Origin of the sequence: Pseudomonas sp. B22(2017), assembly GCF_002113105.1 — a bacterium.
Lineage (GTDB): Bacteria > Pseudomonadota > Gammaproteobacteria > Pseudomonadales > Pseudomonadaceae > Aquipseudomonas > Aquipseudomonas asiatica.
On the sequence record NZ_NEJN01000014.1, the window covers coordinates 21,645 to 34,410 of the forward strand.

The window sequence follows — 12,766 nt, forward strand, 5'->3', positions numbered from 1 at the left end:
ACTTACGGAGATGCTCGCAATGCCTCAAGATCCGCTGTTCCAACCCCTGCAGTTCGGCGCCCTTAACCTGCCCAACCGCGTGCTGATGCCGCCGATGACCCGCTCCCGCGCTGCCCAGCCTGGCGATGTACCGACCGCGCTGATGGCCGAGTACTACGCACAACGCGCCAGTGCCGGGCTGATCGTCAGTGAAGGCACCTGGATCTCGCCACTGGGCAAGGGTTACGCCCGCACCCCGGGTATCCACACCCAGGCGCAGATCGACGGCTGGCGCCTGGTCACCGAGGCTGTGCATGCCGCGGGCGGGCGCATGTTCGCCCAGCTCTGGCACGTCGGCCGCCTCAGCCACAGCAGCCTGCTTGGTGGCCGGGCACCGGTGTCGTCCTCGGCGATGCAGGCCGAAGGCGTGAATGTGTTCATCGACAATGCCGACGGCACGCCAGGCTTTGTCCAGGCTTCCAAGCCGCGCGCGTTGAGCGAAGCGGAAATTGCCGAGATCATCGAGCAGTACCGCCAGGCTGCGCGCAACGCCATGGCCGCCGGTTTTGACGGTGTCGAGTTGCATGCGGCCAACGGATACCTGGTCAACCAGTTCCTCGATTCCGGCGCCAACGACCGCACCGACCGCTTCGGCGGTTCGCTGGGAAACCGCCTGCGTTTCCTCGACCTGGTCACCCGTGCGCTGGTCGAAGGTACCGGCGACGCCCAGCGTGTAGGCGTACGCCTGGCGCCGCTGACCACGCTCAATGGCTGTGTCGATGCCGACCCGGTCACCACCTATACCGCAGCGGCCAAGCGCCTGGGCGAAATCGGCATCGGCTACCTGCACATTGCCGAAGCCGACTGGGATGACGCGCCGGACATGCCGGTGGACTTCAAGCAACAGCTGCGGGCGGTGTTCCCCGGGGTGATGGTGTATGCCGGCAAATACACCGGCGAACGTGCACGGCGTGCGCTGGAGGAGGGCTGGGCTGACCTGATCGGCTTCGGCCGGCCATTCGTGGCCAACCCGGACCTGCCGGCGCGGCTGAAGCTGAATGCGCCCATGGCCGAGCACGAACGGGCCACGCTGTTCGGTGGTGATGCCCATGGCCTGACCGACTATCCGGTCATGGCAACAGCCTGACCCCGACCGCTCCTCATGGAACTGCAAATGACTCATTTAGTTAGCAGGGACCCTGTGGGAGCGGCTTTAGCCGCGAACACCGGCGCAGCCGGTGCCATGCACCGCGTTGGATTCAAAGGGCTGGGCGATCTCCCACAAAGACGGCATTTCGCCTGTCGTGTCTCACCTCTGTGCTTGAGCAGTGACGACTTGTTTGTGTCCTATATATGGACCAAAATATGGCTCTCTATTGAGGGTGCAAACATGCAAAACATATTCGCTGACGTGGCCGTAAGCGTGTCGGAACTGAAAAAGAACCCATCCGCGGTGATGACCGGCGCTGCGGGTATGCCCGTCGCCGTGCTCAATCACAACCGCGTGATGGGTTACATGGTGCCGGCCGAACTGTACGAGGCCATGATGGAGCGCTTGGAAGATCTCGAATTGAGCGAACTGGCCAAGTCGAGGTTGGGTGAAAAAGGCGTACCGGTTTCCCTGGATGACCTATAAACTCGAATTCCTGCCTTCGGCACTGAAAGAGTGGGGCAAGCTAGGCCACACCGTGCGCGAACAGATCAAGAAAAAACTCGCCGAGCGCCTGCAGTCACCCAAGGTACAGGCCGACGCGCTGCGTGACCTGCCGAACCACTACAAAATCAAGCTCAAGGCCTCTGGATATCGCCTCGTCTATCGAGTCGAGGAGGAGCGTATCGTTGTAGTGGTGGTATCGGTTGGCAAGCGCGAGCGTAGCGAGGTGTATCGATCCGCTCAGAAGCGGTAAACGCCATCATGGCCATCAACCAAACGCCGCACGCTGCCAATGCGCCTCGCTTATGATCGCAATGTTCGCACCCGCTTCCCTGATTTCCACGGCTTTCTTGATCTTCGTGCCATAACTGCTGTGCAGCCACTGCTCGTTGCCAATACTGCCAATGACCAGGTAGTGGGTCTTCTTGTTCACCCCCGCGGCGATTGAACCCCCACGTTCGACTACCAGCGCTTCGCATGCTTTGCGAGGCCCGTAAGCCATTGTGCCGGTAAACAGGAACATGCGGCCTGTCCACTCCAGTGTGGGTTCGGGGTTATCGAGTGGCAGTGAGGTGGGTGAAGAGAATGGGTTGTCGCTGCAGCGCGGCTTGCCGGTGAACTGCTGCAATAGCTCAAGCAGTTCAGCCGACTCGGCAGCATCCAGCATATTGTCCTTGAGCATGTCGCTCAGGCGCCGGTACAGCAAATTGATGACCGGATCCTCAAGATGAACGAGTTGCTGCTCCATCCATCCTTTGAGGAACTCGGCTTCTTGTTGATTGACCTGATTGTCAGCAGTCAGGCCCGCAGCGATTCCAATCAACCCATCAACCGAGCGCTGCGCGATCCGCGCTTCGTGAAAAAAGCGGCTGTTCTGAAATTCCTGATGAAGATCGACCATTCCCTGTTCCTCGTTGCTATTCCATCAGCATCACAGCGTTGGCGTATTTTTCCTGGTCCGGTGTGAACGTTGTCAGCATGCCGGTGTGATTACAGGTCAGGGTGAGCTCTGTTCGCGTATCGATGAACAGATCCTCGCCGCGAAGGCCCTGCCATTGCGCCAGGTACTTGAACGAACCGTACTTCATCGGTTTCTTCAATGCGCGATCATGGCCACCTTTCCAACCTAGCACCGGGAGCGCGCCATCGGCGCAGTGCCGGGCAAGTTCTGGCTGGGCCAGAGCCCGCTCACGGCCAATCTCCCAGCAGCGGATCAAGCCCTCGTCGGGCCCCTTCCATGCTTCTTCCCAGGTGATCAAGGGGCGGATGGGGTGATGAATGGGGCGTCGAATGACCCCGGTAGCTCGATCCATGACTGAGATTGTCCGTAATGTTCAGTTGGTCTGGATGCTACTAATTGGCCACTATCGTGTCCAGTGCTCGCCGACCCCAGCTCTGCGTTCAGTCAAGGCTGTGCTGCAACGCCTCGATAAACACCTCTTCCGCGCGGCTGAAGCGCTGCTCCCTGTTCCACAACAGGTGGATATCCACATCGGCAATCCCTTCCTGCGGCGGCAGCTTCCACAACAACCCGGCGTCTACATCCGGCGCTACCACATGCTCGGGCAGGCAACCTATGCCAAACCCGGCAATCACCAGCCGGCGTACCTCCTCAAGGCTTGGTGACGATGCCACGATCCGCCCGGCAAACCCCTGCTGGTCGCGGAAAATGGTCAGTGGCGACAGCATGCCGCCAATCTGGTCACTGGTGAAACTGACGAAGTTCTCGCGCTGCAGATCGCCCTCGTCCTGGCCAAATAATGCGTGGTGCTTGCCACAGAAGAACGCATAGCGCTGGCGCAGGAACAACCGTTGCTCCAGCCGTGGCTGCGCACGCCGGTTAAGGCTGAGGCCCGCCGTGGCGGTTTTTTCCTGCAGGGCGGCAACGATGTCGGAGCTGCGCATCACGTCGATCTCCAGCTCCACCCGCGGGTGCTGGCGGTGGAAGTCGGCGAGGAAGTCGTCGAAGTGTTCGTTGACGATACGGCTGATCATCAGCAGGCGTACCTTGCCCACCAGTTCGTCCGCCGGCTGCTCCAGCAAGCCGCCGATCTGCGACATCTGCCCATAGACCTCGCCAGCCAGCTGGAACAGCTGCTCGCCCATTTCCGTCAGCACGAAGCGCGGCCCGCGGCGGGCGATGAGCTGGCGGCCAAGCTGTTCTTCAAGGCGCTTGAGCGCCTGGCTCACTGCCGGCTGGGTGAGGTGCAGGCGCGCGGCAGCACGGCTGATGGACAGCTCCTGGCCGATGACCCGGAAGGTGCGCAGCAGGTTCCAGTCGAGGCGGTCGTTGAGCAGACGGTCGGGCATGGCAGGGCTCGATAATAAGCAAGGCTAATATTTCGAATAATAAATAGAAAATTGACTAATCATAGCCCCGGGCCGATAAATCGCAGGTATCGAGGCCTGTTGGTCTGGTGTCAGCTTCTTCGCGGGTAAACCCGCTCCCACAGGTACTGCAGCGCTTGCAGACCTTGTGCAATCCCTGTGGGAGCGGGTTTACCCGCGAAGAAGCTGACACCAGACCAACAGGCCAAGCGCCACAAGAGCGCCACCGTGCCCCTGACAACTCCTGCCAGAACAACAAGCAAAGGAGCCCCCATGAAGCCCACCGCTTCCCCCCAGCCACGCCGTGCCGCCGCCGCCGCGTTCATCGGTACCATGATCGAGTGGTACGACTTCTACATCTACGCCACCGCCGCCGCCCTGGTGTTCGGCGCGCTGTTCTTCCCCTCCGACAACAGCCTGTTCAGCACCATGGCCGCGTTCGGCACCTTCGCCGTTGGCTTCTTCGCCCGGCCGCTGGGGGGCATCGTCTTCGGCCACGTGGGCGACCGTATCGGCCGCAAGAAGTCGCTGGTCATCACCTTGCTGATGATGGGCATCGTCACCGTGGGCATCGGCCTGCTGCCGACCTACGCACAAATCGGCGCCACCGCGCCGGTACTGCTGATCCTGCTGCGCATCGTCCAGGGCATTGCCGTGGGCGGTGAGTGGGGCGGGGCGGTGCTGATGGCCGGTGAACATGCACCCAAGGGCCGGCGCAACTTCTTTGCCTCGTTCGCCCAACTGGGCAGCCCGGCGGGCCTGATCCTGTCGCTGCTGGCCTTTGGCGCGGTCACCCGCCTGCCGGAAGAAGACCTGATGAACTGGGGCTGGCGCGTGCCGTTCCTGGCCAGCGCGCTGTTGCTGCTGGTGGGCCTGGCGATTCGCCTGGGGGTGAATGAGTCGCCCGAGTTCATCGCCAGCCGCGAGCAGGCGGAAAAGGCCCGGCGCAAGGAGCAGGCCCCGGTATTCGAAGTGCTTCGCACGGCCTGGCGCCCGCTGTTGCTATGCATCGGTGCCAATACCTTGGGTATTGCCGGGGTCTACTTTACCAACACCTTCATGATCAGCTACACCACCACGCAATTGCACCTGGAGCGCTCCTTGATCCTGGAGTGCCTGTTCTTCGTGGCGATCATCCAGTTCTGCGTGCAGCCGTTGGCCGCCTGGCTATCGGAAAAGATCGGCGCCACCCGCTTCCTGGCCCTGGTCGCGTTGCTGGCGATGGCCTCGCCTTACCCGATGTTCGTGCTGGTCAGCTCTGGCCAGGGCCCGTTGATCGTGCTCGGCATCGCCCTGGCCGCAGCGTGCATGGCGTCGTTCTACGCGGTGATCGCCGGCTATGTCAGCGGCATGTTCGACACCCGCGTGCGCTACACCGCCATATCCCTGGCCTACCAGATCTGCGGCGCCATCGCCGGCGGCCTGACCCCGCTGATCGGTACGTGGCTGGCCCACACCTTCACCGGCCAATGGTGGCCGATGGCGGTGTTCTACACCTTGATCGCAACCATTTCGCTGGTCTGCGTGCTCGCCCTGGCGCGCCAGTACGCCCGCAGCCAGCGCCTGGAACTGGCCTGATCGAACCGCTTTTTTCTGGAGTACCCGCACATGTTGAAAAGCAATGGCGAACGCCTGTGGGCGAGCCTGATGGCCATGGCCGAAATCGGCGCTACCGCCCGTGGCGGCAGCTGCCGCCTGGCCCTGAGCGACGAGGACAAGGCTGGCCGTGAACTGTTCAGCCACTGGTGCCGCGAAGCCGGCCTGACGCGGACTGTGGATGCCATCGGCAACCTGTTCGCCCGCCGCGCTGGCAGCGACCCCGATGCAGCGCCGGTGATGATGGGCAGCCACCTCGACACCCAACCTGAGGGCGGCCGTTTCGATGGCGTCTACGGTGTGCTGGCAGGCCTTGAAGTGGTGCGCCGGCTCAATGACCTGAACATCCAGACGCGCAAGCCGCTGGAGATCGCCGTATGGACCAACGAGGAGGGCGCCCGCTTCACCCCGGCCATGTTCGGTTCGGCGGTGTTCACCGGTACCCTGGCGCTGGACGAAGCGCTGGCCATTCGCGATGCCGATGGCATCAGCGTCGCCGACGAACTGCAGCGCACCGGTTACGCCGGCCGGCGCCCGCTGGGTGGCCAGGTCGATGCCTATTTCGAGGCCCACATCGAGCAAGGCCCGATCCTTGAAGACAACGCCAAGGCCATCGGCGTGGTCAGCGGCGGGCAGGCTATCCGATGGCTCGACGTCACGGTCGAAGGCATGGCCGCGCACGCCGGTACCACGCCGATGCCACTGCGCAAGGATGCCCTGTATGGCACCGCGCGGATGATCCAGGCAGTCGAGCAACTGGCTGCCGATTTTGCCCCTGAAGGCCTGACCACGGTGGGTGAACTGTCCATCGCCAAGTCCTCGCGCAACACCATTCCGGGGCTGCTGCAGTTCACAGTCGACCTGCGTCATCACCGGGACGAAGCCATCGAGGCGATGGAACGCGAGCTGACTTTGAAGCTGCAAGCCATCGCCAATCAACGCGGGTTGCGGGTGCGTATCGAGCGCCACTGGACAAGCCCGGCCACGCCATTCGATGCCGATTGCGTAGCCGCCGTGCAGCAGGCGGTGGATGGCCTCGGCTATGCCCAGCAGTCGATCGTCAGCGGCGCCGGCCACGACGCCATCCTGCTGGCCCGCTACTGCCCGACCGCCATGGTGTTCATCCCCTGTGTCGGCGGCTTGAGCCACAACGAAGCCGAAGACGTGTTGCCCGACGACGCCCGCCAGGGTGCCGATGTACTGCTCAATGCCGTGCTGGCCCGCGCGGACATTGTCGAACAAGGAGAAGCCTGATGCGTTGCTACTTCCACCCCGAACAGCTGCTGCACCACCCACGCAGCTACTACTCGCGCGGCGCCATGCGCACCCCGCAGGAAGTCCCCGAGCGTGCCCAGCGCCTGCTGCAGGCGGCCAAGGATCTGGGCTTCGACATCCGTCAGCCTGAGGACGCCGGCCTCGAGCCGCTCAAGGCAGTGCATGGCGAGGCCTACCTGGCCTTCCTCGAAGAGGCCCATGCGCGCTGGAAGGAAGTGCCCGAGGACTGGGGCGACGAGGTCATGTCCAACATCTTCGTGCGTGAACCCAACGCCCTGCGCGGCATCCTCGCCCAGGCCGGGCGCTATCTGGCTGACGGCAGCTGCCCTGTAGGCGAACACACCTGGCGCTCGGCCTATTGGTCTGCGCAAAGCGCAGTGGCCGGTGCCAAGGCCATTCTCGACGGCGAGCCGGCGGCCTATGCCCTGTGCCGGCCGCCAGGCCACCATGCGCGCTTCGATGCGGCCGGTGGTTTCTGTTACCTCAACAACGCCGCTGTCGCTGCCCAGGCCTTGCGCAGCCGCTACAGCCGCGTGGCCATCCTCGATACCGACATGCACCACGGGCAGGGGATTCAGGAAATCTTCTACGACCGCCGGGATGTGCTGTATGTATCGGTGCATGGCGACCCCACCAACTTCTACCCGGGTGTGGCCGGGTTCGCGGACGAGCGTGGCAGCGGTGCGGGGGAGGGGTACAACCTCAACTTGCCGATGGCGCATGGGGCTAGCGAAGCGGACTTCATGGGCCAGCTGGAGGTTGCGCTGGCTGTAGTGAAGGACTTCGGCGCCGAGGTGCTGGTGTTGTCGCTGGGGTTCGATATCTACGAACTCGACCCGCAGAGCAAGGTGGCGGTGACGACTGAAGGGTTTGCGGTATTGGGCGAGCGGATTCGGGCGATGCGCTTGCCGTGCCTGATCGTGCAGGAAGGGGGGTATCACCTGGAGAGCCTGGAGGCGAATGCGCAGGCGTTTTTTGCCGACAAGGCGGACTGGCGATAACGTAGTGTCGGGGCTGACAGGTGCTTGCCTTGACAGTTTCAGCGCCTATGAGATCGAGCGCCGCCCGCGCGGCGCTTCGCGGGACAAGCCCGCTCCCACATCTGTTTCGGGCCAGTCACTCCTGTGAGGGCACCTGTGTCCGCCTTGTTTGTTCCATTCGATATCGAGGGGGCGCGACTGCTCTTCATCGATCTTCAGCCATGCCCCAAGGCTGCAACCTATCTGGCGCAGGAGTAATTGGCCCGAAACAGATGTGGGAGCGGGCTTGTCCCGCGAAGCGCCGCGCGGGCGGCGCTCGATCTCATAGGCGCTGAAGGTGTTGTGGCGAACACCCCGCAGCCCGTTACACCCCACCCCGCCGCACATGCTTCACCAACACCTTCTCCAGCAACTCCCACATCGCCGGCTCGGTACTGAACGCCACGTTGAACCGCATCCAGCCGGTCGCTTTGGCATCGACCATGAACAACTGCCCAGGCCCCAACATGATGCCTTTCTCCAACGCATCATCCAGCAGCGCCGCGCTGTCCGGAATCGCCGGGTGGCGGGTCCAGATATACATCCCTTCATCCGACTCGATGAACAGCTCGAAGCCCAACCGATGCAGATGCCGGCCAACTTCCTGGTGCGCCTCGGCCAGCCGCTGGCGCAGGCGCTTGAGGTGCTTGCGCCAGCGCCCGTCGATGATCGCGGCATACACCACACGCTCCATAACCTGCGAGGTGGTCAGGCCAGAGCGCATTTTCAGGTGCAGCAGCTTCTGCATCAGCTCGGGGTTGGCCAGCATGTAGCCGACCCGCACATTGGGCGAAATGCTCTTGGAGTAGCTGCCCACGTACACCACCTGCTGCAGGTGGTCGAGGCTGGCCAGGCACGGCTGCGGTTCGGCGACCATGTCGGCGTACAGGTTGTTCTCCACCAGGCGGAAGCCGTGCTGGCTGGCCAGTTGCAGCAGGCGGTGCAGCTGCGGCAGCGGCGTGCGCGAGCAGGTCGGGCTGTGCAGGTGCGGCTGGGTGAAGAATGCAGTGGGGCGGTGATGGGTGAGCAACTGCTCCAGCTGGTTCAGGTCGTAGCCGGCCGGTGTGCGCGGCACGCCGACCAGGGTCGCGCCCTGGGTACGCAGGATGCTCATCAGGTTGGGGTAGCCCGGGTCGTCCACCAGCACCACGTCGCCCGGGCGTACCAGGGTGCGCGCGGCCAGGTCCAGGGCCTGGCTGGCGCCATGGGTAAGCATCAGCTGCGCCGGGTTGGCGACGATAGACAGTTCCTGCTGCAGGTTCTGCGCGGTCAGCGCGCGCAGCTCGGGCAGGCCCATGGGGTCGCCGTAGCCCGACAGCTCCAGCGGGCTGCCGGCCACCTGGCGCAGGCCGCGGCGCAGGCCGTCTTCATACATCCAGTCGTTGGGCAGCCAGCCGCACCCGGGCTTGAACGGCAATTGGCGGATTTCGAAGATCTGCTGCAGGTACCACTCGGAGTTGAACGTTGGTCGACTGGTGTCGGCCTCGGCGTTGTGCGGGTCGAGCAATTCGCCCGCCGCGCGGTTGACGAAGAACCCCGCATTGCCCCGGCTCACCAGCAGGCCCTGGGCGACCAGACGGTCGTAGGCCTCGACCACGGTGAAGGTGCTCACCGAATAGCTCGCGGCAAAGGCGCGGATCGAGGGGACCTTGGCGCCTGGCTTGAGGGTCTGGTTGTCGATCAGCTCGCGCAGCCCGTCGATGATCTGGTTCACCAGCGGGGTCGAGGAGTCTGGATGTAATTCGAACATTTGGGCCTTCAGGTTGCGTATCGCCCGGCGTTTGCAAGGTGTATTGCATGGGCGACCTGTACAGTGCAGTGCGAGTTTCATGCCACTGTGCATGGCTCTCTGCGTCGGACATTTTTACATTAGGTGTCAGATATCGCCACCTAAAGCATGTTCAGTTCGCTCCAGGCGCCTGCCCTGGGGCGCGTCAGCAGGCCGCCATGGAAGGCCTGCGTGTGTTCGCTCACACCATCCTGCGCGCATTAGCACTGATGTACGTGAAACCGCCAGCCATCGGGGTTTCACAGTTTTCCTTGGATAAAAAGAAGCACGGGGTACACAACTGATGGACGCAACATCCACAACCACCACCGCGAAAAGCGGGCATGAGAGCAAGCTCAGTGCCTCGCTCAAGTCGCGCCACCTGACGATGATGTCGATCGCCGGGGTTATCGGCGGCGCCTTGTTCGTCGGTTCCGGCAGCGTGATTCACAGCGCCGGCCCAGCTGCTGTGCTGGCCTACCTGGCAGGCGGCATCCTGGTGGTACTGATCATGCGCATGCTGGGTGAAATGGCGACTTCCTCGCCAGACACCGGTTCGTTCTCCACCTACGCCGATCGCGCCATCGGCCGTTGGGCCGGTTTCACCATCGGCTGGCTGTACTGGTGGTACTGGGTCATCCTCATGGCCTGGGAAGCTTATGTGGCGGGCAAGATCCTGCATGGTTTCTTCCCCGACGTCAGCGTCAACGTGTTCGTGCTGGCCACGACCCTGTTGCTGATCACCGTCAACTTCTTCAACGTCAAGCACTACGGTGAGTTCGAGTTCTGGTTCGCCTTGATCAAGGTGATCGCGATCGTCTGCTTCCTGATCGTGTGTACCGCTGCCGTGCTGAACATCTGGCAGTTCGGTGAAGTGCGTGGCATCAGCCACCTCACCGCCGAAGGCTTCATGCCCAATGGCATCACTACAGTGATCGGTGCCTTGCTCGGGGTGATGTTCGCCTTCCTCGGCGCGGAAATCGTCACCATCGCCGCTTCCGAAGCCAAGGACCCGGCCGCGCAGATCGTCAAGGCGACCAACTCGGTGGTCTGGCGTGTGTGCCTGTTCTACGTGGGGTCGATCTTCCTGATCGTCTGCCTGGTACCGTGGAACGATCCGCACCTGGGCGTTTCCGGCTATGGCGCCTACCGCCGCACCCTGGAACTGCTGGGCGTGCCGTATGCCGAGCTGCTGATGAACTTCGTGGTGCTGACCTCGGTGAGCAGCTGCCTGATCTCGGGCCACTACACTGCTTCGCGCATGCTGTTCTCCCTGGCCCAGCGTGGCGACGCGCCGTCGTTCTTCAAGATCACCCGTGCCGGCACCGGTGTACCGGTGTACGCGATCATGGGTTCGTGCGCCGTGGCCGTGGTGTGTGCGCTGATCAACTTCAGCGAGACCCTGCGCCCGAAAGACGTGCTGGAAACCCTGATGAACACCACCGGCATGATTGCCCTGCTGGTGTACCTGGTGATTGCTTTCTCGCAGCTGCGCATGCGCCGCAAGCTGGTTGCCGAAGGCAAGGAAGTACGCCTGAAGATGTGGCTGTTCCCATGGCTGACCTACCTGGTTATCGCGTTCATCGTGGCTGCTCTGGTGACCATGGCCTTCATGCCTGACTACCAGATCCTGGTGATTTCCACCGGTATCGCCGCGGCAATCGTGGTGGCGATGGGTGTAGTGCACCAGATCCGTACTGGCAAGCAGCACTAAGCGTCACTCGCTTCTCGAAACGGCCGGCTCCCTCGGGGACCCGGCCGTTTTGCGTTATTGGGCCAGGTTTTGTGGGAGCGGCCTTGTGTCGCGAAAGGGCTGCAAAGCAGCCCCAGGATGTCTGCAACACTGGAGAACCATGGGGCCGCCTTGCAGCCCTTTCGCGACACAAGGCCGCTCCCACAAGGACCGCGTCAGACCTATCAGAATAGTGCAGATGGCAATATGCTGAACACATTGCCCGCCCAAAGGAGCTTCACATGGCCTGGTCCGCCACCCAGTATTCGCAATTCGAAGACGAGCGTACCCGCGCGGTGCGTGACCTGCTGGCCGCTGTACCGGCACGCCCGGTACGCCACGCCACCGACCTGGGCTGTGGCCCTGGCAATTCCACCGAGGTGCTGCTGCAACGTTACCCGGATGCCCAGGTGACGGCCCTAGACAGCGACCCGGACATGATCGACAAGGCCCGCGAGCGCAAACGGCTGTGCATCCCCCGCGTGCGCACAGTCATCGCTGACATTGCCGGCTGGTCCGCCCCCGAGCCGCAGGACCTGATCCTGGCCAATGCCTCGCTGCAATGGGTACCCGACCACGCCTCGCTGTACCCGCACCTGGTGCGCCAGCTGAGCGAAGGTGCCAGCCTGGCCGTGCAGACCCCGGACAACCTCGATGAGCCGGCCCACCGGCAACTGCGCGAAATTGCCAGCCAGGGACCTTGGGCGGCGAAGTTCGCTGATTTCCAGCTGCCGCCACGGCACAGCGCGGCGTTCTACTACGACCTGCTCAGCCCGCTGTGTGCACGGGTGGATGTGTGGCGTACCACTTACCACCACCCGTTGGCCGGTGGCGCAGAAGCCGTGGTGGAATGGTTCAAGGGTTCGGCCTTGCGACCATACCTGGCGCGGTTGGATCCCCAGGAGCAGACGGATTTCCTGCAGATGTACCTGCAGGCGATGCAACGCGACTACCCGCCGGCCACCGATGGCAAGGTGCTGTTGCCGTTCCCGCGGCTGTTCGTGATCGCTACCCGCTAGGGCGGCGCCAGCGCCAGGCCACGTAACCGTAGACGCCGAGGTTGAGCAGCAGCACGAAAGTGCCCAGCAGCAGCTGGATGTGTGGAGTCAGCCCGGCGGGGTAGATCAACGGCCAGATATAGTGCTCGACGAAGCCGCCATGGTAGCCCGCGTCACCAGCCGCGTTGCGCATGCGGTTTTCCCAGGTGGTCAGCGGGCAGCCCAGGTGCAGGCATTCCACCGCCAGGCCCCAGGCCAGCACCGGCAGGTGCAGCAGCAGGGCAGGGCGCCAACGCAGTATCAGCAGGCCGCCGAACAGCACCAGCAGGATGAAGAGCAGGTGCAGCAGGACCAGGGTGTCGGCGGCAAGGCGGTAGAGCATGGGTTGTGTGCCGAGGGTTGAGGTTATCCCAGCAT

At 63.1% G+C, this 12,766-nt stretch carries 14 protein-coding genes; 9 read left to right on the plus strand and 5 right to left on the minus strand.

Annotated features, from left to right (window positions below; translation table 11 throughout):
• The first annotated feature begins 19 nt into the window (after positions 1-19).
• The 3 genes from CAG18_RS22385 to CAG18_RS22395 all read left to right on the plus strand — a co-directional run bounded on the left by CAG18_RS22385 (position 20) and on the right by CAG18_RS22395 (position 1,886).
• Positions 20-1,126: an alkene reductase gene (locus tag CAG18_RS22385; RefSeq protein WP_085721568.1), complete on the plus strand. Its 1,107-nt coding sequence runs from the start codon at positions 20-22 to the stop codon at positions 1,124-1,126.
• Between the two features lie 243 nt (positions 1,127-1,369).
• Positions 1,370-1,615 carry a type II toxin-antitoxin system Phd/YefM family antitoxin gene (locus CAG18_RS22390; RefSeq protein ID WP_013972043.1) on the plus strand — a complete coding sequence of 82 codons (246 nt, stop codon included), beginning with the start codon at positions 1,370-1,372 and terminating at the stop codon, positions 1,613-1,615.
• Complete coding sequence (locus tag CAG18_RS22395; protein ID WP_085721569.1) at positions 1,605-1,886, plus strand: type II toxin-antitoxin system RelE/ParE family toxin; 282 nt, start codon at positions 1,605-1,607, stop codon at positions 1,884-1,886. The genes CAG18_RS22390 and CAG18_RS22395 overlap by 11 nt, the downstream gene beginning before the upstream one ends.
• Before the next feature lie 15 nt (positions 1,887-1,901).
• Here CAG18_RS22395 and CAG18_RS22400 read toward each other — a convergent pair whose 3' ends face one another.
• The 3 genes from CAG18_RS22400 to CAG18_RS22410 form a co-directional block, all read right to left on the minus strand.
• The gene (locus CAG18_RS22400) at positions 1,902-2,534 is read right to left on the minus strand and encodes a BRCT domain-containing protein (RefSeq protein ID WP_015269938.1); all 633 of its coding nucleotides are present in this window, start codon (positions 2,532-2,534) and stop codon (positions 1,902-1,904) included.
• Between the two features lie 16 nt (positions 2,535-2,550).
• Complete coding sequence (locus CAG18_RS22405) at positions 2,551-2,946, minus strand: hypothetical protein (RefSeq protein WP_023662326.1); 396 nt, start codon at positions 2,944-2,946, stop codon at positions 2,551-2,553.
• Between the two features lie 88 nt (positions 2,947-3,034).
• On the minus strand, positions 3,035-3,943 hold the full coding sequence (locus tag CAG18_RS22410; RefSeq protein ID WP_013972045.1) for a LysR family transcriptional regulator: 909 nt from the start codon (positions 3,941-3,943) through the stop codon (positions 3,035-3,037).
• 291 nt (positions 3,944-4,234) lie between these two features.
• Between CAG18_RS22410 and CAG18_RS22415 the strand changes: the two genes are divergently transcribed.
• From CAG18_RS22415 to CAG18_RS22425, 3 genes are read left to right on the plus strand one after another with little or no spacing between them, the layout of a single operon-like run.
• Positions 4,235-5,539 carry an MFS transporter gene (locus tag CAG18_RS22415; RefSeq protein ID WP_013972046.1) on the plus strand — a complete coding sequence of 435 codons (1,305 nt, stop codon included), beginning with the start codon at positions 4,235-4,237 and terminating at the stop codon, positions 5,537-5,539.
• A gap of 30 nt (positions 5,540-5,569) precedes the next feature.
• Positions 5,570-6,811, plus strand: a complete 1,242-nt coding sequence (locus tag CAG18_RS22420; RefSeq protein WP_085721570.1) for a Zn-dependent hydrolase — start codon at positions 5,570-5,572, stop codon at positions 6,809-6,811.
• On the plus strand, positions 6,811-7,833 hold the full coding sequence (locus CAG18_RS22425) for a histone deacetylase family protein (RefSeq protein WP_085721571.1): 1,023 nt from the start codon (positions 6,811-6,813) through the stop codon (positions 7,831-7,833). Before CAG18_RS22420 ends, CAG18_RS22425 begins: the two co-directional genes overlap by 1 nt.
• A 343-nt stretch (positions 7,834-8,176) precedes the next feature.
• Here CAG18_RS22425 and CAG18_RS22430 read toward each other — a convergent pair whose 3' ends face one another.
• Positions 8,177-9,601: a PLP-dependent aminotransferase family protein gene (locus CAG18_RS22430; RefSeq protein WP_085721572.1), complete on the minus strand. Its 1,425-nt coding sequence runs from the start codon at positions 9,599-9,601 to the stop codon at positions 8,177-8,179.
• 47 nt (positions 9,602-9,648) lie between these two features.
• Between CAG18_RS22430 and CAG18_RS26845 the strand changes: the two genes are divergently transcribed.
• From CAG18_RS26845 to tam, 3 genes are all read left to right on the plus strand, one after another.
• Positions 9,649-9,924 carry a hypothetical protein gene (locus tag CAG18_RS26845; protein ID WP_085619209.1) on the plus strand — a complete coding sequence of 92 codons (276 nt, stop codon included), beginning with the start codon at positions 9,649-9,651 and terminating at the stop codon, positions 9,922-9,924.
• Entirely contained in the window at positions 9,924-11,333 is a 1,410-nt protein-coding gene (locus tag CAG18_RS22435; protein WP_013972050.1) for an amino acid permease, read from the plus strand. Before CAG18_RS26845 ends, CAG18_RS22435 begins: the two co-directional genes overlap by 1 nt.
• A gap of 260 nt (positions 11,334-11,593) precedes the next feature.
• Positions 11,594-12,370, plus strand: a complete 777-nt coding sequence (gene tam / locus CAG18_RS22440; protein ID WP_015269944.1) for a trans-aconitate 2-methyltransferase — start codon at positions 11,594-11,596, stop codon at positions 12,368-12,370.
• Here tam and CAG18_RS22445 read toward each other — a convergent pair.
• Positions 12,360-12,731 (minus strand): DUF2784 domain-containing protein, encoded by a 372-nt coding sequence (locus CAG18_RS22445; protein WP_085721573.1) that lies wholly within the window; start codon positions 12,729-12,731, stop codon positions 12,360-12,362. The two genes, tam and CAG18_RS22445, sit on opposite strands and share 11 nt — an antisense overlap.
• Positions 12,732-12,766 lie beyond the last annotated feature (35 nt).